Origin of the sequence: Shewanella sp. 6_MG-2023, assembly GCF_030547195.1 — a bacterium.
Classification (GTDB): domain Bacteria; phylum Pseudomonadota; class Gammaproteobacteria; order Enterobacterales; family Shewanellaceae; genus Shewanella.
In genome coordinates, this window is sequence record NZ_JAUOQU010000014.1 from 72,265 (window position 1) to 97,518 (window position 25,254).

The window sequence follows — 25,254 nt, forward strand, 5'->3', positions numbered from 1 at the left end:
TGACTGGTATTTATTGGTTCGCTGCAAATTCAAATGACGAATCATCGACTCAATTCATCTAATTTAAATTCGGCTTTCATAATTGCGTTATTAATAGATTGTCTATTAAAAGATTGAGTTTGATTGGACAGTAAGATGCGCCAGTGATCTATCGCGTCAACATATTCACCCTTAAGGTAAGCATCTGTTGCGAGTAGCAATCTGGTATTAAGCTCATCACGTTGAAAACTCAACGCTGTATCAATGACCATTTTGGTCTCAGGTAAAAACTGACGACTATCTCGGTAATACATTGATGTCGCTTTTATGCCTAATAACTCAGCATCAGCACCCACTAGCTCAATTAACTGATCTAGCGTCGTCACAGAGTCAGCATATAAACCGCCTTCTGCATATGATTGTGCTAACGAAATAAGCGCTAATTCATTTTGTGGTTGTTGCTGAACTTGATCTCGCCCTTTAGTAATACTGGCTGCAATCAAGTAATCCACCGATTCATCTGCCTGACCTTTATCCCAACCTTGGAAATGTCCTCCACTAGCATATATAGATAACGAAAAAATCAATACAGCGACTGACATCCATAATGGACTTTGATAAGAACCAGCAAGCTTAAATTCATCATATTTAAGGCAATGCTCGCCATTGTTACCGTCAGCCACTTTATTGGCTTGTTTCATCACAGTGCTGCTCAAATTACGGTTATATACACTGTGATGAAACCAGAAGAGTCCGATAAATATACTCAGACATACTGCTATACCTAAGACCAGAATATTCATAAGTGTCTCTTCTTTCTTGAATTTAATTAATGAGTTATCACCAAAATTTCAATGACAACTTGTTGTTAGTAAAAGCTTAGTGAGAGCCCATCATGCCGTTCATGCCCATACCTGTTAGGCCCATACCTTTTGCGTTTTCACTCGGTGCTTCAGACTTAACTAATTCCACTTCAAAAATTAATGCGGTATCACCAGGAATATCACCAGCACCGTCTTTGCCATACGCTAGCTCAGATGGAATGGCAAAACGAAAGGTTGAGCCTTCAGGCATCAAGCGTAAACCTTCTTCCCAACCAGCAATGGCTGTCAGTAATGCAAAACGAACTGGATCTGTCGTTTCATCAAATACAGTCCCATCAACTAATGTGCCTTTGTACTTCACAGTGACCACATCTTCAGGGTTAGGTTTTCTGCCTTCACCCATTTTTATCACTTCATACTGCAAGCCAGAACCCGTCACCTTAACGCCATCTTTCGCTTTGTTTTCAACTAAGAAAGCATCACTGGCTTTTTTACTTTCAAGGGCAATTTGTTGCATTTTTTGGCTACTCAATAAATTAAGTAGTTCACTTCGATCGTTTAAGTAAGTCAGCACATCTTCATCAGACATTTTTTGTTCATTCTTAAGCGCATCAATCACACCATCAATCACCAATTGAACATTAATTTGAGCGCCAAGCTCCGTTTGGTTATAAATTTGGCTTGATAGGTAATTACCAATAGAAGCGCCCATGCTGTAAGACTGTTTTTCAACATCGCTTTCTACGTTTTGAGCAGCAAAACTGCCTGCTGATAAAACCAATGTCATACACGTTGCAATGGCTAAGGTACTTTTCTTTAATAATTTCATTTGGCACTCTCTCTTGGAAAATAGATTGACCCAGCGACAACACATCATCAGGTCTTAAATAGGTAATAAAATGGTTAAGGTAATTCTGTTACTCTTCCTGACAATCGCCAGCCGTAAATTCCATCGGCCATATGTCTAACCCCTGTGTAACCTAGTTTTACTGTTTCTCGTGCAGCCATCGCACTTGAAGTACATAAAGTGTTAGCACAGTAGAACACCATCACCGCATCCTTATTTTTTGGAAGTAACTTTTTCCAGTTCTTAACGTTGAAGTACACCGCACCAGGGATAAACCCTTCAGCCCATAACTCCAATGTGTTTACATCAAAAAAATAAACATCTTCATTGCCCACTAACGACTCAGCTTCACGCATTGAAATCGGATTAAGCTGAATGTCATTAATAGGAATTGGAATGAGATCCCCACCCGCACCAGCAAACACTTGTGCTTGCACTGCGACGAACAACGATACTGAAATCAAAATCTTGCTAAGTAGTTTTTTCATGGTTTTCTCTCAAAATATCTCGGCATCGGCTGACGCCGAGTTATTAAAAAATGGCTACTCACATACGTGAGTAGCCATTAGGGTTTTACATTTTTTTACCATTAATAATGGCTTGAGCTTGAGTCACGTAAGTGAGTGCTGCATCAATACGTTTATGGGTATAACGCGCACCATGGACACCCCAAGAACCATCTTTTTCAAGCAGCGTCACTGCATCTTGTGCTTTATCAGCCAATAGAAGAACTTGTGATTTATCTTCAACAGATAACTTAGTCACTTCTAATAATTGGTCGATAGTGTCAAGAGCGCCGACAACTTGAGCGTAAGTTTCTTTGATAGGCGTTTGGAACTTCATCACTTCGCCGTAGATCTCTTGTTGATCTTCGTAGTGTAGGCTTGGATCAAGTTCTGATTGGAACTGACTGTGACAACCTTTACCATTAACGACATTATCATCAGAGATAGCAGTACGAGCACAAGACCACATTAAATCTAAGTAGTTATTACCATTAGCATTCTTCGCAACAGTCCAACCTTTCACAGTAGATTCACGAGGTTTGCCTTCTGGTGGGTTCAATGTCTTCTGAGTTGGGTCGATTTCAATCTTCCACATGTGCGACTTACGAACCGCGTCGAAACCAGCTTGATCAGGGAACTGCATTGCGGTGAAGTTTTCACAACTGCCCATGTTAGGCATGTGACAACTTGTACAGCTTTGGTCGCTATGAGTCTTAGTGTTTGCTGCGATTTCAGCTTGCGCTGCGTGACAGTCAGAACACTCTTTCTTCATTTTCGGTTTGGTATAACCAGACTTCCAATCGTTGCTTGTAACTTCATGTGGATCATGACAGGTCGCACAACGCATGCCTTTTTCATAATGCATAGAAGCGAACATTTGCGAACCTTCAGTACCACATGATGGACATGCAGACTTCATTTTCACACCAAAAGCATACTCAAGTTTATCTTGGCCTTCTTCAGTATCAGCTAGCTCATCAACGAAGTTAAAACGTTGGTGACAACGTTCACAATTCGAAGGCATTCCGCCGCCATTACCACCATCGAGATGACCACCTGCTCCGTGACATTCTTCACAAGCAATACCTTTAGAAATGGTATGTTCTTGTAGTTTTTTAGGGTCACCTAAAGCAGCTAAGTATTCATCTTTAGTTTCGAAGTCGAACTTGAAGCTATGACACACTTCACAGTAAGAGCTTGCAGGTTGGAACAACATTTCTTTTTCATACTTCGCACCGTATGAGCTCATGCCCACTTGGTGAGAACCACTTGGACCAAATGCTTTACCATCGTTAGTTTCAGGAAATTCTGGGATAACTGCGTTAATTTTGGCAGCCATTTCAGGCGTTAACCATTCAGCCCAACCACGTGAGAATTGGTTACCACCAGCGACCATTTTACCGCTGCCATCTCTCAATAAGCCGTCACGAATATGGTAAGTACCACGGACTAACCATGCATCAATGAAGCCGTATTTAGTACGTGGTGTACCCACAGTTGCGTAGATCATGTCAGGCGTAATACCATCAGCCAAAATAGAGGTATCTTTGGTGTTGTACATGGTCTTGTTCAAATCGTTATCCACTTCTGGATGTTCACCAGGGAAACGAATTGTTTTAGAGTGACGAGAACGATTCCATGCTTCGTATTGAACAGCATGACATTCACCACATTTTTCAGGTCCAACAAACTTGTTTGGATAATCAAGAATTGATTTAGCACCTAAACGATATTGAACAGCGCTTGGACGACCCACACGTTTGCTATATTTAGGGCTATTACCTGTATCTAAATACTCTTCACCACGATCACTAATGTGGTAATCACCCACTAAGTTACCTTCTTCATGGTATTTAAATACTGGATGGTTCTGGAATAAATAATCAAAAAGTTCTTTTTCTTGAACAATATAATCTTGTAGCGTTTTAACGCCTTTTGATTCTTCATCTCCATTTGGATTTGAAATAACTTTCTGTGCTGTCTTACCCATTTCTGGCAAACTATTATACTTGCCACCAGCAGCTGTTGCATTGCCAACAATGCCAAGACAAACTAGCACACTTAGTGCTGCTATCTTGTATTTAGCCTGTTTCATTGTCCCACTCCTAATCATCATTATTTTATATGTTGCAGTCGAACCTGGCAGTTCAGCTAGCGATATAATTAATTTGAGCAAGACTAAGTTTAAAGATAAAAACCAATAATTTGTTGATCTAGATCACATCATAAAACGCCTCAGACCTAACAAAACCTAAAAACAATATTAACCAATAAAAACAACAATATAATTGTATTTTTATTTTTATTTTTTATATAAAAATGCCATTTTTTATCTATGAAAAATCATAAATATGTTTTTTACAAAATAAAAATATCTCAATATTAAAATTAGCAAAATTATTAAGATCAACCTCACAGAAAAATATCCTCAACATAGATAACCTTCAGTTGCTTCTTATTTAATTGATGATATAAGTCGCTAGAAACAAGTCGTTTAAAGACAACAAAACGTCTAATTAATATTGATATAACTTTCTCATTAACAAAATAGATTTATTTGATATTAATTATCAACCCCTCCACACAATATATAGGTAATAATATGATCCCAGAGATTGGACATTTACTGTTAATAATAGCCGCTGCGTTATCATTATTATTAGCCGTTATTCCTATGGTAGGTTTATATAAGCGTAATGCTTATTTAATTAGCTATTATCGCCCTATCAGTAATATGATGATTAGTGCTTTTTTAGGTGCGATTATTTGTTTAGCTATTAGCTTTATTAGCAATGATTTTTCAGTAGCCTATGTCGCTGATCACTCTAATACTCAGTTAGCGACTTTCTATAAAGTCGCTGCTATTTGGGGCAGCCACGAAGGCTCAATGTTATTTTGGGTGAGTGCTATCGCGTTATGGACGGTTATTATTGCCAATACTCATAACAATGAAGCTGATCATGCTTTCTTTATCCGAACAATTTCAGTGCTAGCAGCTGTTATCTGTGGCTTTAGCTTATTCATCATTTTCACCTCAAACCCATTTGTTAGGTTATTACCCAACTTCCCTATCGAAGGTCGAGACCTCAACCCTATCTTGCAAAACATTGGCTTAATTATTCATCCACCGTTATTATTTCTAGGTTACGTTGGTCTCACGGTGTGCTTCGCTGCGGCAGTTGCTGCACTCATGGGAAAACAGTTCACACAACAGCATGTGCGCTATTTACGTCCTTGGGCTATTTTGGCGTGGGTTTTCTTAACAGGGGGTAATGCGTTTGGTTCTTGGTGGGCATATAACGAACTAGGCTGGGGTGGTTGGTGGTTTTGGGACCCGGTTGAAAATGCCTCTTTTATTCCTTGGCTAGTTGCCACTGCATTAGTCCACTCAGTGGTGATGACTGGACGCTTCGGACAATGTAAAAAGCTCACCTTGTTTCTGGCTATTTTAGCATTCTCATTAAGCTTACTGGGCACTTTTATCGTACGCTCAGGTGTGGTGCAATCCGTTCATGCATTTGCTGCGGATCCAACTCGTGGTATGTCAATACTGCTATTGTTGGTACTGTTTTCTGGTAGCGCCTTAGCACTTTTTGCCACTCGGGCTCAATATATACAATCTACCGATAAGTTTGCCTTAATTTCACGCAATAGCTTGATATTAATCGGCAACTTGTTACTGGTTATTGCAGCTTTATCGGTACTACTAGGTAGTTACTATCCGATTATTTACCGAGTTATTACTGGCGTCACCATCTCTGTAGGCGCTCCTTATTTCAACAGTATTTTTGTCCCTATCCTGGTACTACTCAGCTTATTAATGGGGCTAGCCCCTCTACTGCGTTGGCAACAAGATAGCGCTAAGAATCTGAAAGTGCCTGCGTTTTTGCTAGGTATCTCAATCGTATTAGCAGCAATCATCAACAACTCATTTGAACAAGCAAATGCTTGGTTCTTCATCGGTTTAATGTCTGTGACTTGGTTAGTGCTCACATTGATCATTGCCATGATCCAGCATCAACTTCATACCAGTTCAATAACACAGACTCGTCGATTTTATGCTATGTGTGTCGCTCATCTTGGCGTCGCAGTGGCTATTTTTGCAGGCTCTGTTGTATCAAACCTTGAGCAAGAAGAAGTGTTGAGCATGGGCCCTAATCAAGGGCGAACACTAGCAGGTTATACCTTCGTATTTGAAAACACCCAGCAAGTTTCAACCAACAGTTACGATGCGCTACAAGCCAACATTCGTATTATGGATGAGGAAGAAACGACGGTAGGTTATGCCTACCCGCAACGTCAAACCTTTAAAACTAACGGCATGCAGATGTCTGCAGCAGGAGTCTATTCAACCTTAGGTAAAGATTTATATGTCTCAATGGGCAACCAGCTCAACGACACAGAGTATTTAGTGCGTATCAGTTACAAACCTATGGTGAATTGGTTATGGATTGGCGCAATCTTGATGATGTTAGCAGGCGTATGGGTTGTCATAGCTTGCCGTGACAGCACTGCATCAAAACACTCACCATGTCGCACTAATGATCAGAAAACATCTCGACTAGAGGAGGCAACCTCATGACCCCATTCTATCGAATGCTCCACCGCATGTTCAGCCCTATTTCAGTGGCCATATTAACCGTGTTATTGATATTTAGCGTGCAAAATGTCACGGCTTCTGAGGCATTATCCCACCGAAATTATTCTGCTGATGAAAAACGTCAACTTGGTTTTGAAATTGCCCAAGAACTGCGCTGCCCAGCATCTGATAATCGCAGTTTATTTGATTCGGAAACCCAAATAGCAAACGAGCTTAAAGGGCACATATTTCAAAAACTCGATCAGGGTCAATCCAAACAAGAAATCATTGATTTTATGGTAGCCCGTTTCGGCGAACGAATCCGCTATCAACCTAGCCTGCACTCAGGCACGTTAGCTTTATGGCTCATCCCAATTGGGTTGTTTTTTTTCACAATAATCGGTGGTATCGCTTGGATTATTAAACAACCCCAAACGCCAATTAAACTCCATTTAAACGAGAATGAATATGAATAAATTAATGCCAATCACGTTACTGCTTTTAACTGGCTGCGTTACTTTTAATGCTGCTGCAAAGCCTGTGGATGTGAAAGTCTATGAAACGGGTGAACAAATAGAGAAACCTATGGTGATGTCGCGTTTTGTTGAGCTGCGAAATGCGCGCAAAATTCAAGACATTGACTTTAGCGATCAGCAACAAAACAAGGTCAACCTAGCACAACACCACGGCAAGCTAGTCATGGTGAACTTATGGGCAACTTGGTGTGCACCGTGTATCAAAGAAATCCCAGCGATGCAGGCAATTAAAGAGCGAAATCAAGATAAAGACTTTGCACTTGTGCCAATTTCTATTGATGAAAATCCAGATGATATAAAACCCTTTTTCGAACAACATGGTTTTGATAATTACGCGACTTGGATTGATCCTGACAAGAATGTTGATTACATCATGCCTGCAGATTTACTGCCTGCTAGCTTTATTTTAGACGGCAAAGGAAACCTAGTCGGCTTTGTTCGTGGATACATTGATTGGACAGATGAAGGTATCCAACCTTATTTAGATGGTCTGATTGAAAAATACGCCCATCGATAATTAATTTGAAAGTTTCATCATCACAAAAGGTTGTCTATTAACCTCCGCCTAACATCCCTGATTCATCCTAGGCGGTTTTTTTATTCACAAACGGTGTCCCTGTGCAATTGGGCCGCCGTTTATCTTGAACAAGCCCTGTCAATTCATTACCATATTCGCCTATTTACTACTTTCTAGGCTTAATAAATAATGAAGTTATCTGTTTTAGACCAAACCATTTTTGACCACTTGTACCGTGATATCAAAGAATTTCGCAGCACCTTTGATTTACCTATCGAAAATGCATCAAGTCTAGATGACAAAGCCGATACCCTGCACACTTCACTTATCATTGAAGAGCTCACAGAGCTTGCTGAAGCGGATTGCCGCGTTGAACAAGCTGATGCCATCGTTGACTCTGTTTACGTATTAATGGGCCGTTTAGTCCACTTAGGCGCAGCAAAAGTTAGTGACCGTCTAGAAATTAGTTATTTAATTGATTTATTACTGTCTGTTGCTAAAAACCGTGAAGTTAACTTCATTGAATGCTGGGATGAAGTTCACTCTAGCAACATGAGTAAAGTGTGTCGCAATGAGCAAGAGCTGAATGAAACCATTGCTCACTATGCTAAACAAGGTGTTGAAATCGTGGGCAGCACTAAGGGTGAATTCATCATCGCTAAATGCGCTAAAGATGTTGAAATGGCCGGTAAAGTGGTTCGCCAAGGTAAGGTATTAAAATCCGTTTATTACCGCCCAGCTGATCTCGAAAAATTAGTAAAAAACTAAACAACCACTAAATCAGTTGTTAACCAAAAAATGCGTCCACAGTGGACGCATTTTTTTATGGGTTACGTTTAGTGTAAATATGAATTTTTAAGCCGCTTCAGACTGCTCAATATCAGTTAGTGCCGCGACCACCTTTTCAGGTTCAGCCACATTAATATGCACCACAGTAAGCTTTTCAACTAACTGCCCTAACCCACCAAAATACCATTGTGGCACTTTAAAACGGATAGTGAGATTAGTCTGCTCGCCTCGCCCTATTGATAGTTCATCATCGGCAACTTTTTTGGCCACTTGATTCACTGCAACCGCTTCAATTTCGTTAATGTCGATCGCCATAAAGCCCCAAATGGCATTATTAACCACTAACCTGTTACGAATTCGATACATGGAATAACGGCGTGATATACGATAATTTGCCACCAGCATCACCAAGGTTAAACTGATGATTGAAGGAACAATAATCGCCGCTAACTCACTCCAGTTAACCAAAATCATATAGCTGGCAACACAACTAGTGAAACAACCGATAAGCATTAATAACAAATGCCAAGGCTTGGCACTCAATAACTTAATGTGGCTAATGGCAGTGGGGTGATTGCGTGAAAACCATGGGATAGCGTAATACCAGTTAGTCGGCTCTCCAGCGACGATGAAGGCGATAGACAAAGCCTTTTCATCTTCATCTGCGTACACCTCAACCGCACTCACTCGGGGGTCGCCCTTGACCTTTCTGACCTTCAACAAACCGCGAATGATAGTGAAAACCAGAAATGATTCAATGATCAACAACACCCCAATAATGGGGTACTTTAACCAAGCTACAAACTCAAAATAGTCGGCGATATCTGCCGGAAAGCTCAGCCTCGCCACCAAGCTGCTGGTACTTAAAATAATAATCAGCTTCCACCATTTCTGGCTGCCTTTTTTGATAATGCAGTACCAATATGCCAACGGTATTAAGCCAAAGTAGCCGATAGCGATAAGGCTTAGTCTTAGCTCGTCATTAGCAGTCGCTAGGGATTCTGGGGTTAACTGCACGCCAATAGTAAACAGTACTATCGCAAAGGCTAAAAACAGCAGTCGGTACTTAACTATGGGTCTCATATAACAATCCTTGTTATTGTTCTATAACTTAAAATTATGTTTATAACTTATGTTTATGGCTTATGTTTATGGCATAAATGTCTTATTTTTTGATAGAACTATTATTGCGCCTAATCAGTGACCACTAACCCCCGTTTTAGCATCAAACAGCCAGTCTAAGCCATAGATCGCCGACATCGGAAACGCCATACTGTGATTGGCTACAGGCATTAGCATTAACTTGGCATTGATACCTGAACCATTAGCTGCAGTTAAGCGATTTTTTTGTTGTAGCAGCTGATAAAATGACTTGGCATCTGCCACCATATCTTGCCCAAACTCGCTGTTTTCTGCCGTTTCTAACTCTCCGACACCAATAAATACATTGGCATTTATTGATTTAGTGATAAATTCCGGCTCGCGAAATTGCTTTAGTAACTGCTGGTTATCAAACCAAAATGGCGGACTCGCCAGTACATAGTTATTAAATAATGCGGGCTTATTACGTAAGATATAGGCGCCAAACAAGCCCCCTAACGCATGGCCAACATAGGTGTTTTGCCATGGCTGAGTGCGATAATGCTGATTCATATAAGGGATAATTTTATTGGCAAACAACTGCATGTGGCGCTGGGCCTCACCGGTGGCTTGGGTTCTGTTAGTATCAACTGACGGGGTGTAATCACGCATACGACTTGCTGCGGGGCTGCGGCCTTGCTGTCCTGATACTGCCACTAAAATAGCCTGCTGCATATCAGTACGGTCCATAGACAAACGAGTCACACCCGAGACCACTTGCAAGCTGTACACAGCATCAGTCATATAAATAACCGGATAGCTTTTTAGCTTATCAATTTGGTTATAGCTATTGGGCAGTTTGATATAAAGATTATAGGTGCGATCGCTATCCTCTACCTCAACCACTGTGGTATTCGGTATGGTAAAGCTTGCAAACGCGGCGGGCACCGCGCTTAAAAAGAGGCTACAGCATACGATACTGCGAAAAAGTATCATAAAGCGAGAAATGGTCATCAGCTATCCTTGTTGATGTAATTTTTCGCCCTATTCTACGCACTTATTGAAGAAAATAAATAATCTGCGCTCAATGCCATAAATAAAGCAAATCCGGCCCAGTTATTATTTAGAAAAGCCTTAAAACATGGCGCGCGTTCGCGGCCATAAATAAGCCATTGCTGATAACTGCTAAAGGCAATAAAGGTGCTAATGCCAATGCCATACAATAACCCACGTTCCGCTGACCAACCGGCCATAATAAAACACCCTAGGGCCGCTAACTGAAACGCGGCAATCCATTGGCGGTCGTATCGGCCAAATAAAATGGCTGTAGATTTAATGCCGACTTTTAAGTCATCATCTCTATCAACCATGGCATACATGGTGTCGTAAGCTACCGTCCAACACCAATTGGCAACAAATAACCACCAAGCTTCCATGGGCACATAACCTAGCTGCGCAGCGTAGGCCATAGGAATTGACCAGCTCCACACTATGCCTAAAAACATTTGCGGCATATTGGTTACCCGTTTCATAAACGGGTACATGATGGTTAAGATAATGCCGACAACCGATAGTTTTACCACTAGCGGATTTAAAAATAATACTAAGCTAAACGCGATTAATGCCATCACCACAAATAATATCAGCGCTTCCTTACTGCTGATTTCACCTGAGGCTAAAGGCCGCATCTTAGTGCGCTCAACATGGGCATCAAGTTTTCGATCTGCAAAGTCGTTAATCACGCAACCACAAGCACGCATAACGACCACCCCTAGCATAAAGATGATCAACACCTTCACATCAGGCATGCCACCCGCTGCAAGCAATAACGCCATTAAACACGGCCACATTAGCAACAAGGTACCAATGGGCCTATCAAGGCGCGTTAAGCGTTTATAAACCGATATTTTTTGTTGTAACGTCCATGAGACTGCTGACATGGTTTACTTCACTCCTGCAATTGAAGTTGTATCACTTCTTATTTGTCATCTCGCATAACCCACGAGTGACTTTATTATTTCGCTTAGAATTATGTCCGCTCTAGTAAAAAATTACCCTAACACGCTTCAAGTTTTGCCAATGAAACCAGTAACCATTTGCTACCAAAGTCTGTAAAACTGACTTGAACACGCGCTTTATCTGCTGTGCCTTCAAAATCTGTCACTATGCCTTGGCCAAATTTAAAGTGTTTTACTTTTTGACCCACTTTAAAGCCACTGTCATTGGCAATAGATTGTCTTGGCACATTAAAACGGCTGCTCATTTTAGGCGCTGACACTGACGCTTTCATGCGAATTTCTTCAACATACTGGCTGGGGATTTCACCAATAAAACGCGATGGACTGGCATAGTCCTCACGGCCATAAATGCGGCGTGACTCAGCATAACTGATATACAATTTTTGCATCGCACGGGTCATGCCTACATAACAAAGACGGCGTTCTTCATCTAAACGATCACCTTCATCTAATGCCATTTTACTTGGAAAAATACCTTCCTCAACCCCAGCCATAAACACCACTGGGAACTCCAAGCCTTTAGCTGAATGCAAGGTCATTAGCTGCACGGCATCGGTAAACTTGTCTGCTTGGCCTTCGCCCGCTTCTAATGCTGCGTGAGATAAAAAGGCATTTAGCTCGCCCATATCTTCAAGTTCTTCTGGCATTTCAAAACTGCGGGCAGCGGTGACCAGCTCATTTAAGTTTTCGACTCGTGATTGGGCTTTTTCGCCTTTTTCGGCTTCGTACATAGCCCGTAGCCCTGAACGGTCAATGACCTTGTCGGCCATACCATATAGACTCATATCGGCAGTATCAGTGCGCATGCCAATCACTAAATCCATAAAGCCATTCACGGCATTGGCAGCGCGGCCAGTAAGGACTTTTTCTTCAATTAAGCGCAAGCTTGCCTGCCACATAGTCATTTCTTGCTGACGTGCGGTTGAGCGAATGATATCAAGGGTACGATTACCAATACCGCGAGTTGGGGTGTTAACCACCCGTTCAAAAGCTGCATCATCATTTTGATTATTGATAAGACGCATATAACCCATGGCATCTTTAATCTCTTGGCGCTCGAAGAAACGCAGGCCACCGTAAATTCGGTAAGCTAGCCCTTTATGGAGTAAGGCTTCTTCTAATACTCGCGACTGGGCATTGGAGCGGTATAAAATGGCACACTCTTCTAACTTGCCGCCGTTATTTTGCCACTCAGCCATTTTGCCAACAATAAAGCGCGCTTCATCCATTTCATTAAAGGCGCAATAAACCGCAATAGGCTCACCCGCATCGTCTTCAGTCCACAGTTTTTTACCTAAACGCTCAGGGTTGTTGGCAATTAGATCATTGGACGCATTAAGGATATTGGCTGTGGAGCGATAGTTTTGCTCCAGCTTAACCGTGGTGGAACCTGGGAAATCGGTTAAGAATTTATGTAGATTCTCAACTTGAGCACCGCGCCAGCCGTAAATAGATTGATCGTCATCGCCAACAATCATCACATTGGCTTCTTTGCCTGCCAGCACTCGGATCCACGCATATTGAATGGCGTTGGTATCTTGGAATTCGTCCACCAAGATATGCTTAAAGCGTTCTTGATAATGGGCTAATACATGGGGCTTATTGAGCCACAACTCATGGGCGCGCAATAAAATTTCAGCAAAATCAACAAGGCCAGCTCGGTCGCAAGATTCTTGATAAATTTTATAGATGTTTAATAAGTTTTGCTCAATAGGAAAGCCACCCGCATCGATATGCTTTGGGCGTAAGCCTTGGTCTTTTTTGCCATTAATGTAACCTTGGCACTGACGCGGCGGATATTGCTTGTCATCTAAATTGAGACTTTTAAGAATACGTTTTAATAAACGTAACTGATCGTCAGAATCAATAATTTGGAAGCTTTGGGGTAAATTGGCATCTTTAAAGTGAGTGCGCAGCAAACGATGGGCTAAACCGTGGAAAGTACCAATCCACATACGGCCCATGTTACTGCCAACCACTTTCTCAACCCGCTCACGCATTTCTGCGGCGGCTTTATTGGTAAAGGTTACCGCAAGGATAGAGTATGGACTTTGTTGTTCGACCTGCATAAGCCAAGCAATACGATGGGTTAATACCCGAGTTTTACCACTGCCTGCTCCAGCTAAAACTAACATGCTTGAAAGCGGTGCGCCCACTGCTTCACGCTGCTTTGCGTTTAGGCCGTCTAATAATGATGATACGTCCATTGGTCCTCCCAAAAATCAAGCTGGAAGTATACCAGTTCCTAGGCGGCTGCGACTAGGAACTGTAACGGATTCTTTATGGGGATTTTATTGTGATGACTTGTGAGCTAAGTAGCGGGCTGAACTAAAACCACTGCGTAGCAATTTAAGCAATCTCAGCGGCCACTACCGAGATTTCAACCAATAATGCCTCGCGGGCCATTTTAGCGGCAACGCAAGCTCGAGCAGGGGCGTAACCTTCAATAACCCATGCATCCCACACCGCGTTCATTTCAGCAAAGTAAGCCATATCTTTTACGTAAATGGTTGCCGATAACATATGCTTTTTATCACTGCCTGCTTGCAGTAATAGTGCTTCGACTTTATCCAACATTGTTTGAGTTTGTTCAGTGATATCTTTGGTAGCATCTTGGCAAACTTGACCACATAAATAGATGGTGCCGTTATGTTTGACAATCCGGCTCATACGGGTTTTAGTTTCAATTCTTTCAATGCTCATGGTGCGCTCTTTTAATCTGTTAATGTCGCTATTATCAGTTAAGTCAGCTCACAATGACAACTGAGAAAATATCGCTATCCAATAACTCGCGCATTTAAGCAGGCTGTTAATCAAAAATAAAAATGCCTTGTCAGCAGTATCTGGCTAACAAGGCATAAGATTGAAATACGATTGATTATTTGAATATTAGTTAATCACTAAGACTTGTGGGTCATTGGTTAAGCTATGACTCCACTGCTGATAGATAGGCTCACTGCCATCATAAAACCATACCACTGCCATTAATGCTCGTTGATGGTTGGCCACCAATAACTCTTCAGACAATGCGCCTTCATCAAGGGCGCCACGTAATAAGCAAGATTCAAAGTTCACGCTCACTTGGGTGCCATTTTGCTGATAATCGTCACACAATGAAAAGTAACCACGCTTACTTGATGCTAGCTGCACATCAATGCTTAAAGTAAACGCCGCTTGTAGATCAAAATCGGCATCAACCACCAAGTCATCAATTGAGGTTGCTGGCGGCGTTTCTGGCTCTGTAGGTGTTTCAGGTTCCGTTGGCGTCTCAGGTGTCGTTGTCTCTGGTGTTGTATCTGTCGTGGTATCTGGTGTTGATGTCGCAGGTGTTGTCACCGCAGGCGTCGTTGCTGGTGCAGGCGAGCTATCATCGCCACCACCGCCGCCACAGGCTGTTAAAAAGCTTAATGATAGAGCCATGGCTAGGCTAGTGGCTCTTTTAGTCCCTATTTTAGTGCCTGTGTTACAAGCCGTGTTAATGCCTGTTTTCATGCCTGTGTTAATGGCATTCTTCGCTGTTAATAACGTATTTGCTGCCACTTGAGTTTGAGTTAATGTATTCATAATATTCACCTTAAAATTCCATTTCTTGCTTAAATTGATTGATTAAATTCACACTAATTACTGTCAGGGTTAATCCTTAAACAGTAGCGAGTCAGTGGCGGTCAAATACCAATAAGGTTTGGTCTCACCGCTGGCATCTGCAGCAAACTCAATAAACTCAACATAAGCGGCATCAACACGTTGTAGCTCTGCAGGGTGCTGCCATGTATCAGGCACCTCAATTGCCCAACTCATACCGTTTTTATCTTGGAAATAGTGCCCTTGTGATGCCGTTGAAGCATCGTCATGCATCCCTAAAAATCGCGTATCAAATTTATCGGTTGGGGCTTTGTTTTTCAGATGGATCTCTAATTTACGTCCTGGGTTTTTACCATCAGTAATATTCTTAGCCGCTAGGCTATGATCCGTACCTGGAGTGGCAAAAATGAATGGGTCATAGGGGAATTCGGGCATCTCATCAACATGTACCGCATCAACAAACGGCACTGTCATTTGCCATGTTGCGCGGTATTGGGTGCCGCAACCCGGTTCAGTTCTGAAATATTGACAGCCATTACCCGCACTGACGTGTTGCCATAAGTCTTCAGTAAATAACAACACCGCATTGGTTTGCCCGTCTTCAAGTGGTGAGTGGGTTTGCTTAACCCCTTGGGCGATCCACTCAATGGCTGACTCTTGCACATTGCCGCGGCCAATATCATGTAATTGCACCGCAAAGCCATTGTGATACCAAGCGCCCATTGCCACTAATTGCGCATCAAAGCCCACGCGGCGAACCATGTCATTTTTACTGTATTGGCTAATACGTAACTGCATCACCACATCGTTCATATCAAAGTCACCTTGATAAGGGTATAAATCCTCATAAGCTAACGTGGTGTATTCTGACGATGAGGGGTAATAGCTGATAGTGATGCCGGTTTCAGTGACAGTGATTGGATAATCTTCCACTTCACCATCACTGACACCACCGGTTGGTAATAAGCTGGCCTCTGAGCTCAAACGAAAACGTGACCAGGTTGCGCCAGTTTTAGCCCAATTAGGTACGTTAATCGTCACAGTTGATGTGCCGCTACTCACTGAGCGGGCAATAATCACTTGGTCTTCACTATCAAACTGACCATCTTGGCCCCAATCAATCCAGCCGTTAATATAAGCACCATCCCCTTCTACTGTGACTAATAACACCGCCTCTTCACCCACTTCAAAACCGGTTGGCATGCTGATACCATCTTCATCATCAATACCATCACTTTCATCATCTGATAACGGCGCAGGATAACCGTCGGACTCATTATCAATAACACTGCCTAATGACATGCCGGCAACCATATTATGGCGGGCACCATTTGAATCAATTAGGGTACCGTAACTGTCTGGCGCATCACCAAAATCAACATTGTCTCCCACTGGCACTTCTGCTAATGCACAACGAGCACCATCATTTGAAGAAGATGACGGCCCGTATGAAAACAACTCTGCGGTAGGGTTATCACTTTCAACGTTGACCTTATACACATTGCCATCGCCGTTGTTACTTAAATAAAGGTTGCCATCGGGGTCAAAAAACTGCGCCCCAAAGGTAAAGCTACCACTGCTTTTAGTAATAACGGTTGCTAAGGTTTCAGCGGCACCTGTTGCGGGGTCAATCTTGAGTAATTTGCCTGTGCTGCCGTTAGTCACTGCGTATAAAAAGCCGTTGCTTGGATGAAAGGCAAAATCTGTTACGTTGTAAGTGGCATTGGTTTTACTGCCTGGGACAATGTTCATTGGGTGATTATTGCCATCTAACGGCACAGTAAATAAGCCTTGGTTTTTACGGTAGCCGTACCAAACGTTTTCATTGATGGCGACATCACCTACGTAGAAGTTACCCGCTGCAGCAGCTGAGCTGTCTTTTACGATCGTTAGTGGTTCAACTTGGTAATCTTCACCCACCTTACCGACAGTGCCATGCTGATAATCCCAGCCATAAAGGTAATTATCTGTGTAGCTGAAACCAACACCATTAAATCCTTTGGTCAGTCCCATATCAGGCGACAATACCGAATAACTACCGGTACCAAGTTCAACTCCAAAGGTTTTTGGAATGCCTGCTGGCGTTTGAATAATAAATGCTTCGGTAGGACAGGCATTGAATGGCTCAGCGGCATTGGTATTAGCACTGAACAAAGCCATGCTAGTACCAATAGCAATACTGCTTAAACCAAGAATATTGATGATTTGAGAGTGAAGTGGTTTCACGTTAACTGTTGTTGTGTTTAATGTTTGCATATTGGCATCTCGCTATTTCGTTATCAGGATGTATTGGGGATACTGCATAGTGGATGCCAACTTTTATTACCCTTTAAATACAATGCTTTATGATTGAGGCAAGATTGTAACTCAATACTAAAATGCATTCTGCAACGCATTATGAATTTGAGACTTTGTGATTTTTTGGGATTGAGAATGGTTTGATCTGTATTGTTCCAAACTCCGTTTGGATTAACGTCGTGGGTTGTCCACCCACACCCGACCAAAAGGGTATCAACAGCAATACCCTCTTGGATCACCCTGCCGCCCCTAACGAAAAATGCTGAAAGCGCATGATTTTCGATGGGGATTGATCCAGCTTTGGACTTCGTTTGTTGCTAACTTCGGACCCTGTTTATTATAAAGAGTGAAAATGCTAACGCTTCCGATGGTGCATCCCTGCACCGCGAAAGCTATGCTCACATCCATGTGAGCATCACGCTATTTTCTTCAACGTCCTCAATTCAAATTGAGTCTTTTAGACTCTTAAATTTTTAAGTTTTCTAACTTTAGCTCTTTTAATTGCTGCCAATGAAGTCAAATCGAAGCGGTGACAATTCGGGTGTAAGCGCGGCTGTGACCGTCCATGACATGGACGTCATGGCCGAGCTTTCAGGGACGAACTTGCAGCGTGTCACAGTCGTGCTTGCACATAAGGTCGCTCTTTCACATCCATGTGATCGCGACATTCCGTTCATCCTGAACATCCCAGCGGCAGGCAATGGATTAGATTGAAGTGATGGTCTTAGATAGGCTAGCCAACAAAAACTAAGTAAAACATTGAACTAGGCTCATAAGTTATATTAAGGTAGAACCACTTAAGGACAGAGTAAGCTAACCTCGAACGCAATCTTCGAGCACGCCATTTAGGGAAGAAAAAGCCATTAAATAATGGTGTGCCTATCAACTCCCTTATAAAGTTTACTCTGACCACACTAGTTAAGGAGTTTTCATGGGTAGCATACATAATTACTATTTAGTTGGGTTCATGCTCTTATCCGCAATTTTAAATGCATTCATAGAAAATGAGAGTATCGGAATAAAGTTACTTTGCTTACTTTTATTATTCACAACTTTCATCTTTGCCTCTCTCTTTCATTCTTTAAAGGTTAAAGTTGCAAAAGAGAAAACGACGAACAAAGCACACATAATAAGCTGATTAATAGGAAAATTTAACTATTCACCCCTAAAAATTTTAGCCAACTATTTTTTGCCAATTAGTAGGGCTTTAGGAGATTTGCGATGATTTCATATCAATCAACAGCCGATCTTTATGCATCGGCAGATATTACATTTAAAAACATGCGCTCATATTATGAACACTATTCTGTAAATTGGGAACAGTCTAAGATACATGAGCAAATTGTTGACCTAGAAAACTGGGACATTCTTTACAACGCTTCGGTCGTGGGTGCAATTCGTTTAGCCTTTGATAATGATGGGTGTTATATCCGAGATTTACAGGTTAGTGAAAAATTTCAAAATAATGGTATTGGTGCAGCAGCCCTAACAGAGTGTGAACGGTTAGCAATTAAAGCTGGTGTAAATAAACTTAGGCTACGAGTTCTCAAAATTAGTCCTGCATATCATCTATACATTAAGAATGGCTTTGAGGTAGATAAAGAAGAAGATAGGTTCTTTTATATGTCGAGAAAAATCTCCTAACAAGAAATCAATCACATTAACCATTTAACACTCAACCACGCTTATCTTCCAATAGCTGCACAAATAAGCTTTTCCATGCTTGTTGAAGCTGCAGCCATTGTTGAGTGCGCCAATCCTCGATTTTGGCATACTGCTGTTTTTGACCATGATTGTCGACTTGCTCATGAACGTAAGCAGGCACATGGCTTGATAATAGAGCGCTTGATGAGTTAACACTCGATAAGTAACGCTCAATAGCATCGGCCAGTGAGTTAACAAATTGCTTATCATCTTGGCCGCTAACCTTAGCCTCAACGATATTACCCATGTTTTGCAGTTGATGCTGACGAATTTGATCCCCCAAACCATCCACATCGGTTGAGATAATGGCTTTACTCATTGCCATAGATTCAATAAATACTAAACCAAAAGGCTCCCAGCGTGATGGGATAATAACCCCGTCACTTTGGTCTAAAAAGCGAGGCACATCGTCAACCTTGCCCACCAGCTCTACATTATCAAGCTGAGAAACTAACTGTTGTAGCAAAGGTAATTGCTCACCTTCACCGGCTAACAATAATCGACACGGTGACTTAACCTGATGCATGGCTTTGAGTAATAAATCAAAGCCTTTTTGTGGATGAAATCGGCCATAGGCGGCTAACACAGGAACCCTATGATTAGCATTTTTTGGGGAGTGGCTTTTGTTGGCGATAAAACAGCTTAAGTCTCGCCCCTGCCCTAACTGAGCGATTTTGTCTGCAGGTAATAGCTTATTAGCTAGCATCCATCGCTGCTGTGAGGGTGAAATGGACACCACTTTATTCATTAACCGATAGCTTAATTTCAGCATGAAATAGAAACGTTGCGGATGTGCAATTTGATGGCGAACAAATTGTTCGCTGTAGTGATGTTCTTGCAGGATAAATATGATCTTAGGATGACGCAATCTGAGCCATGCAATATTTAGCAGTTTGCGCCAGTTTGAGGCGCCATGAAAACAGACAATATCAGCGTCCAATGTCGTATTCTGCCAACGGCTAAAATCCAGCTGACGAATGTCAAATTCAAATGCCAAAGTGAGGATGTCAGAGCCACACAAACTGTGCAACGCAAAATTAACGCCGCCCATATTAGGGTCATCGACACAATGCAAAATTCTCGCTTTCACTCTGACTCCTTGAGCTATCAATAACCGGCTTATTAAATTAAAGCACTGTTAAAACAATATACTTGTCTCAGTTAAATCGCAAAATTTACTACGCGTTCAGCTTCAGTCCGTCGTTAAATACTTTTGCTAAATACATAATGTTAAATACATAAAAAAAGAGGCTAAACTTAGCCTCTTTTAATTAAATTTTACCACTAAACAATTATTTGGCTTTCTTATTATCTTCCAGACCCATGCTATCCATCCAATAATCAAAATTAATCATATTGCCGGGTAACACCACACGGTTATCTTTATCTTTTAAGCCATCAAGCTGTTTGAGGTATTGTTCACCTAACTGCAGTCTTAAGGCACTCTGACCGCCGGGTTTAGAGATCACTACCGCCAAGCGCTCAATGGATTCTGCAGTGGCTTTAGCAAGCGTTAAAATCTCTTCGCCTTTACCTTCAGCCTCATTGATACGGCGCTGCATTTCACCCTCTGAGCGGTTAATGGTTTCAGCCATCACACCTTCTGAGCGGTTAATTTTACTCTGCTTGTCACCTTCACTTTGGGCTAATAATGCACGGCGCTCACGCTCAGCATTAACCTGCATTTCCATGGCATTTTTAACGGTTTCTGGTGGGGTAATGTTTTTAATTTCATAACGATGCACTCGAATCCCCCAAATCGCGCCAGCTTCGTCCAGCACTTGTACGACCTTGGCCGAGATAATGTCGCGCTCTTCAAACGTGCGGTCTAAATCTAAGGTACCAATGACTGAACGTGTGGTGGTTTGCGCTAATTGGATCGCTGCATAACGATAATCCGTTATGCCGTAACTGGCTTTAACGGGATCGGTAATCGAGATATAAATGACGCCGTCTACTTCAACGTTAACTTCATCGCTAGAAAAACACTCTTGCGGTGGCACATCGATAGTTTCTTCTTTTAGGTCATGGATATAGGCCACTTTATCAACAAAAGGCACTAAAGCATGAAAACCGGCATCTAAGGTGCTGTGATATTTACCTAGTCGCTCAACAATGTAAGCTGACTTAGTGGGTACTAAGCGGATAGATTGGAATAATTTCAGCACAAAAATAACAAAAATCACCCCCCAAATACCCATAACAATTAAATCGGTATCAATTCCATTCAACATTAGCGTGCTCCTTTTACTGGGCTGTTAGTTACGGCATGGGTCACTTGCTCCATCCCTTCAAAGAAGCCTTCTAACTTGGCCATTTCAGCAGGCACCACTGAGACTTGTGTTTCAGTTAAAATGTCACCCACTTGGCTAATAAACTGCTCTTTCAGCATCATATTCATCGCATCGTTACCACCTTGGTTAGCCAGTGCGGTGCAAATCATATCCATGCCTTCAGCTTTCGCTTTGGCAATAATGGTAATTTCTTGGCCAGAGCCAATCGCTTCATTAATGCGTTTTCGCTTTTGCCCTTCTGAGAGGTTAATGGCCTCTTGGCGCTCACCTTGAGAGATATTAATCATGGCGTCTTTTTCAGCATTGGCTAAAGTGATTTCAGCCCGTTTTCTACGCTCAGCTTCCATCTGTTTTTCAAGGGTGTGGATCACGTGTATTGATGGGGAGATATTTTTAATCTCATAGCGAAGCACTTTAATGCCCCAAGGATCTGACGCTTTGTCAATTTCACGAACAATAGACTCGTTCAAACTGTCACGCTCTGAAAAGGTTTGCGATAGGGTCAATTTACCAATTTCTGAACGCATGGTGGTTTGCGCGAGGTTAACCGCAGCTTTACGGTAATTTTCGATACCGTAACTGGCTAACTTGCCATCCATCACTTTAAGGTAGACCAAACCATCAACTTCCAGCTGGGTGTTATCTTTTGAAATACAACTTTGTGGTGGTACATCTAGTACTTCTTCACGAGTATCGTGGCGATAAGCTACCCGATCAACAAATGGCACTAAAAAGTGAAACCCTGGTTGTAATACGGTTCTAAATTTACCTAAGCGCTCAATCACATTGACCTCTCGCATCGGTACAATCAACATCAATTTATATAAGATAAAAAATATAAATAAAATGGCTATAGTTAGTTCAAACATATGTCCCCTTCCTTTTGCAAAACATGTTCAGGTAGCGTAGCCCCCTATACATGACTTAATTCCTTTACTCAGTTGGCACTCTGTGTGGTGACCAAATCAATAAAACCTAATTCTGCTATTTTGTGACTAATCTTGTTTATCAGTGAAGCTTTCGCCCATTAACTCAGTTTCTGCATATGGCTCAACCACTAAGGCAATATTATCTCGGCAAATAATTCGCACTTTAGTGCCTGCTTTTATTTCAGTGCCATCCCCTAGTGCTGACCACTCAGTACCAGAAAACAACACCCGACCGGTTTTTTCACCCGGGCCAATATCAGCTTTAACTGTGACAACTTGATTATATAAATCCATTTCCTCATCGGTATTATCCACATGCTTGTCACCACCAATCATTTTTTGGGTGATATGGCGAAAACTAAGCAATAGAACCATTGAGGTGATAAACCATAAAGTGAAGCTTTGCGCGGTGCCATCGACGATACCGGTAAATAAGGCTGCGGCCACAATGACACAGGCTGCACCTAATAAAATGACGATGCCACCGGGAACAATAATTTCCGACAACATCAGCCCTATACCGACGATTAACCAGATACTGGTTGGATTAGAAAATTCCATATACCCCCCTGTAAAAACGTTATCATATGTTCCTTTAAGCTATAAAACCCGAACTTGGATAAGGTTTTATAGAGCTGATAACTTTAAATTGATAACTACTACACAGTGGTAATAGTGGTGCTACCTCAAGCACAGGATATGGGTCATGCTAACCCCATATATTGGTCGTCAATATCACGACATATTATGTCAACAATACAGGATATTGATGATATTGCAATCATATTTCATTGCTAAAGCTTAGCAGTAACTGTATAAAAATCGGATAAATCAATAAAAAGAAGGTAATAAAAAAGGTGCCTAAGCACCTTTATATTCAATTAGTTAAATATATTAAGCTAATAGTTTTTTCGCAGCTGCAACCACAATTGCAACCGCACTGCCTTCGGTTTTCTTCATCATGGCTTCATCAGGAATTTCTTGCTGGGTACGATTAACGATAACCCCAGCAACACACGCTGCGCGCCAGCCTTGTGTTGCACACATAGTAAATAGCGTTGCTGACTCCATTTCGTAGTTCAATACGCCCATGGCTTGCCACTCTTGCATTGAGCCCACAAAGCGGCTGGTTACACGTCCTGAGACCGTATCGTAACGTTCTTGGCCTGGGTAGAATGTATCTGATGATGCTGTAATACCAACATGAGGTTCTTGGCCTGCGTCACGACATGCTGCCACCATAGCGGTAGTACAGTCAAAGTTAGCAGCCGCTGGAAACTCAAGTGGGGCAAAGTGTAAACTGGCGCCATCTAAGCGCACTGAAGCTTGCGTGACAATAACATCACCGACATTTACATGTGGTTGAATCGCGCCAGTGGTACCAACGCGTAAGAAAGTCGTCACACCTAGTTGTGCTAACTCTTCTACTGCGATAGATGTTGATGGTCCGCCAATACCTGTTGAACATACGACAACCGCTTTGCCATCAATATAAGCAAGATAGCTGGTGTATTCACGGTGACTTGCTAAAAAAGTCGCATTTTCCATTAATTCGGCGATGCGCTTAACGCGCTCAGGATCCCCTGGAACAATCGCTAAGGTTGCGCCATCAAGCATTTGCTTGGTTAATCCTAGGTGAAATACGTCGGCCATATTGAAAACCCCTTTCATATTTGAAGATATCATTCTAATTGTGACGACTGTAACCCACAAGCCACGCTATGAAGGTTAACTGGGTCACATAAATTCTGTTATTAAACATTCGAGTGATGATTAAAAATTACAAATGTAACTAACATCACTAATTTACAGCACCATAAATCAGCAAAGGCTAAATAGCCAATTTTAGTTGATTAAAAAGTTTTTGGGGCAATCAATTAATTAGTGATCCCGGTCACATTACCTACAGCCAAGTAGCGCTAATTTGTAGTTAACATTAGATAAAAGGAGTAAGTCGATGTTTCCAGAGTACCGTGAGCTAATCAGTAAACTTAAAATCTCAAATGCCCATTTCTCAAAGATTTTTGATGAACACAATCAGTTAGATGAGCAAATAAAGCATCATGAGCAGCATTACAGTAGCGATAGCACCCCAGAGCTGAAAATACTAAAATCAAAGAAGCTGCATTTAAAAGAAGAAATTTTTACCATGCTGCAAAAGCAGTAATGGCTATTGCGTATTAATCGCCAATATTGGCGATCAAAAAAGGACGCTTGAAGCGTCCTTTTTGTTGGCTCATGTAAACCATCTGTTTAGCGAGAGCAGTTATTTTGCGGCGCTAAGCGCTTTGATTAAGGTTTCGTTTGAATCAAAGTTCTCGATGCTAACAACGGTTAGCTTATCTAGGGTCACCATAGTGGCCATATCTTCTTCAGTAGGCCAGTTTGCAGTTGCATCGCCTTCACGATCGAGTCCCATCGCAAAAGGTAAATCCTTCATTTGGGGGATAGCCACAAAGCGAGCAATCAATGATGGCATACCGCTGATATCAGCAATATACACCAAGTTTGCAGGTTGCTGCTCAGTCGTTGTAGCTTCTAATGCCGCTTGAATGAACTCGCCACCTTTCATGCCGCGACTAAACAAAACCACTTGAGTTTGTTCATTAACCACTAGCGGTTGTTCAAATTGATCTTCTAAGGTAATTGGCTCAATTTTATCATTCACGACAAACACATTCGCCTGTGCTGAAGCCATAAAAAGTACACTAACTGCAAATAAAAGCGCTTTCATGTTATTTTCCTGAATTAAGTGATAAGCCCTTATTTGAA

At 41.9% G+C, this 25,254-nt stretch carries 23 protein-coding genes; 6 read left to right on the top strand and 17 right to left on the bottom strand.

Going from position 1 to position 25,254, the window contains the following annotated elements; all coding sequences use genetic code 11:
* Nucleotides 1–41: 41 nt before the first annotated feature.
* The 4 genes from Q4533_RS10175 to Q4533_RS10190 form a co-directional block, all read right to left on the bottom strand.
* Nucleotides 42–782, bottom strand: coding sequence for a nitrite reductase (locus Q4533_RS10175; RefSeq protein ID WP_303502689.1), 741 nt, complete (start codon nt 780–782; stop codon nt 42–44).
* Between the two features lie 76 nt (nt 783–858).
* Complete coding sequence (locus tag Q4533_RS10180; protein WP_102475885.1) at nt 859–1,632, bottom strand: FKBP-type peptidyl-prolyl cis-trans isomerase; 774 nt, start codon at nt 1,630–1,632, stop codon at nt 859–861.
* Between the two features lie 74 nt (nt 1,633–1,706).
* Entirely contained in the window at nt 1,707–2,138 is a 432-nt protein-coding gene (locus Q4533_RS10185) for a rhodanese-like domain-containing protein (protein WP_102440243.1), read from the bottom strand.
* 85 nt (nt 2,139–2,223) lie between these two features.
* On the bottom strand, nt 2,224–4,251 hold the full coding sequence (locus Q4533_RS10190; protein WP_303460435.1) for a cytochrome C: 2,028 nt from the start codon (nt 4,249–4,251) through the stop codon (nt 2,224–2,226).
* A gap of 507 nt (nt 4,252–4,758) precedes the next feature.
* On the opposite strand from Q4533_RS10190, the gene Q4533_RS10195 reads away from it, so the two are divergent.
* The 4 genes from Q4533_RS10195 (at nt 4,759) to Q4533_RS10210 (ending at nt 8,556) form a co-directional block, all read left to right on the top strand.
* Complete coding sequence (locus Q4533_RS10195; protein ID WP_303502690.1) at nt 4,759–6,738, top strand: heme lyase CcmF/NrfE family subunit; 1,980 nt, start codon at nt 4,759–4,761, stop codon at nt 6,736–6,738.
* Nucleotides 6,735–7,211 carry a cytochrome c-type biogenesis protein CcmH gene (locus Q4533_RS10200; RefSeq protein WP_241903470.1) on the top strand — a complete coding sequence of 159 codons (477 nt, stop codon included), beginning with the start codon at nt 6,735–6,737 and terminating at the stop codon, nt 7,209–7,211. Before Q4533_RS10195 ends, Q4533_RS10200 begins: the two co-directional genes overlap by 4 nt.
* Nucleotides 7,204–7,788 (top strand): TlpA disulfide reductase family protein, encoded by a 585-nt coding sequence (locus tag Q4533_RS10205; protein ID WP_102436891.1) that lies wholly within the window; start codon nt 7,204–7,206, stop codon nt 7,786–7,788. Before Q4533_RS10200 ends, Q4533_RS10205 begins: the two co-directional genes overlap by 8 nt.
* Nucleotides 7,789–7,977: 189 nt before the next feature.
* Nucleotides 7,978–8,556: a nucleoside triphosphate pyrophosphohydrolase family protein gene (locus Q4533_RS10210; protein WP_102436893.1), complete on the top strand. Its 579-nt coding sequence runs from the start codon at nt 7,978–7,980 to the stop codon at nt 8,554–8,556.
* A gap of 87 nt (nt 8,557–8,643) precedes the next feature.
* Here the strand turns inward: Q4533_RS10210 and Q4533_RS10215 are convergent, their stop codons facing one another.
* The 7 genes from Q4533_RS10215 to Q4533_RS10245 form a co-directional block, all read right to left on the bottom strand.
* Nucleotides 8,644–9,660 (bottom strand): hypothetical protein, encoded by a 1,017-nt coding sequence (locus tag Q4533_RS10215; RefSeq protein ID WP_303502691.1) that lies wholly within the window; start codon nt 9,658–9,660, stop codon nt 8,644–8,646.
* A 114-nt stretch (nt 9,661–9,774) separates the two neighbouring features.
* Complete coding sequence (locus Q4533_RS10220; protein ID WP_102436897.1) at nt 9,775–10,671, bottom strand: alpha/beta hydrolase; 897 nt, start codon at nt 10,669–10,671, stop codon at nt 9,775–9,777.
* A gap of 35 nt (nt 10,672–10,706) precedes the next feature.
* Complete coding sequence (ubiA, locus tag Q4533_RS10225) at nt 10,707–11,597, bottom strand: 4-hydroxybenzoate octaprenyltransferase (RefSeq protein WP_102476510.1); 891 nt, start codon at nt 11,595–11,597, stop codon at nt 10,707–10,709.
* Nucleotides 11,598–11,713: 116 nt separating this feature from the next.
* Nucleotides 11,714–13,882, bottom strand: coding sequence for a DNA helicase II (gene uvrD, locus Q4533_RS10230; protein ID WP_102476511.1), 2,169 nt, complete (start codon nt 13,880–13,882; stop codon nt 11,714–11,716).
* A 142-nt stretch (nt 13,883–14,024) separates the two neighbouring features.
* Nucleotides 14,025–14,378, bottom strand: a complete 354-nt coding sequence (locus tag Q4533_RS10235; RefSeq protein WP_102436903.1) for a RidA family protein — start codon at nt 14,376–14,378, stop codon at nt 14,025–14,027.
* A 186-nt stretch (nt 14,379–14,564) separates the two neighbouring features.
* Nucleotides 14,565–15,239 (bottom strand): hypothetical protein, encoded by a 675-nt coding sequence (locus tag Q4533_RS10240; RefSeq protein ID WP_241904105.1) that lies wholly within the window; start codon nt 15,237–15,239, stop codon nt 14,565–14,567.
* 69 nt (nt 15,240–15,308) lie between these two features.
* Nucleotides 15,309–17,513 carry an LruC domain-containing protein gene (locus tag Q4533_RS10245; protein ID WP_303502692.1) on the bottom strand — a complete coding sequence of 735 codons (2,205 nt, stop codon included), beginning with the start codon at nt 17,511–17,513 and terminating at the stop codon, nt 15,309–15,311.
* Nucleotides 17,514–18,776: 1,263 nt separating this feature from the next.
* Between Q4533_RS10245 and Q4533_RS10250 the strand changes: the two genes are divergently transcribed.
* Nucleotides 18,777–19,199, top strand: a complete 423-nt coding sequence (locus Q4533_RS10250; protein ID WP_102436908.1) for an N-acetyltransferase — start codon at nt 18,777–18,779, stop codon at nt 19,197–19,199.
* Nucleotides 19,200–19,230: 31 nt separating this feature from the next.
* On the opposite strand, the gene Q4533_RS10255 is transcribed toward Q4533_RS10250, so the two are convergent.
* From Q4533_RS10255 to udp, 5 genes are all read right to left on the bottom strand, one after another.
* Nucleotides 19,231–20,349 carry a glycosyltransferase family 4 protein gene (locus Q4533_RS10255; RefSeq protein ID WP_303502693.1) on the bottom strand — a complete coding sequence of 373 codons (1,119 nt, stop codon included), beginning with the start codon at nt 20,347–20,349 and terminating at the stop codon, nt 19,231–19,233.
* Nucleotides 20,350–20,551: 202 nt separating this feature from the next.
* Entirely contained in the window at nt 20,552–21,493 is a 942-nt protein-coding gene (locus Q4533_RS10260; protein ID WP_102436912.1) for an SPFH domain-containing protein, read from the bottom strand.
* On the bottom strand, nt 21,493–22,422 hold the full coding sequence (locus tag Q4533_RS10265; RefSeq protein WP_102436914.1) for a slipin family protein: 930 nt from the start codon (nt 22,420–22,422) through the stop codon (nt 21,493–21,495). The genes Q4533_RS10260 and Q4533_RS10265 overlap by 1 nt, the downstream gene beginning before the upstream one ends.
* 126 nt (nt 22,423–22,548) lie before the next feature.
* The gene (locus Q4533_RS10270; protein WP_102436916.1) at nt 22,549–23,043 is read right to left on the bottom strand and encodes an NfeD family protein; all 495 of its coding nucleotides are present in this window, start codon (nt 23,041–23,043) and stop codon (nt 22,549–22,551) included.
* A 333-nt stretch (nt 23,044–23,376) separates the two neighbouring features.
* Nucleotides 23,377–24,135 carry a uridine phosphorylase gene (gene udp / locus Q4533_RS10275; protein ID WP_303460450.1) on the bottom strand — a complete coding sequence of 253 codons (759 nt, stop codon included), beginning with the start codon at nt 24,133–24,135 and terminating at the stop codon, nt 23,377–23,379.
* Between the two features lie 304 nt (nt 24,136–24,439).
* Between udp and Q4533_RS10280 the strand changes: the two genes are divergently transcribed.
* Entirely contained in the window at nt 24,440–24,649 is a 210-nt protein-coding gene (locus tag Q4533_RS10280; protein WP_303502694.1) for a YdcH family protein, read from the top strand.
* 99 nt (nt 24,650–24,748) lie between these two features.
* Here the strand turns inward: Q4533_RS10280 and Q4533_RS10285 are convergent, their stop codons facing one another.
* Complete coding sequence (locus Q4533_RS10285) at nt 24,749–25,216, bottom strand: hypothetical protein (RefSeq protein WP_102477131.1); 468 nt, start codon at nt 25,214–25,216, stop codon at nt 24,749–24,751.
* Nucleotides 25,217–25,254: the final 38 nt, after the last annotated feature.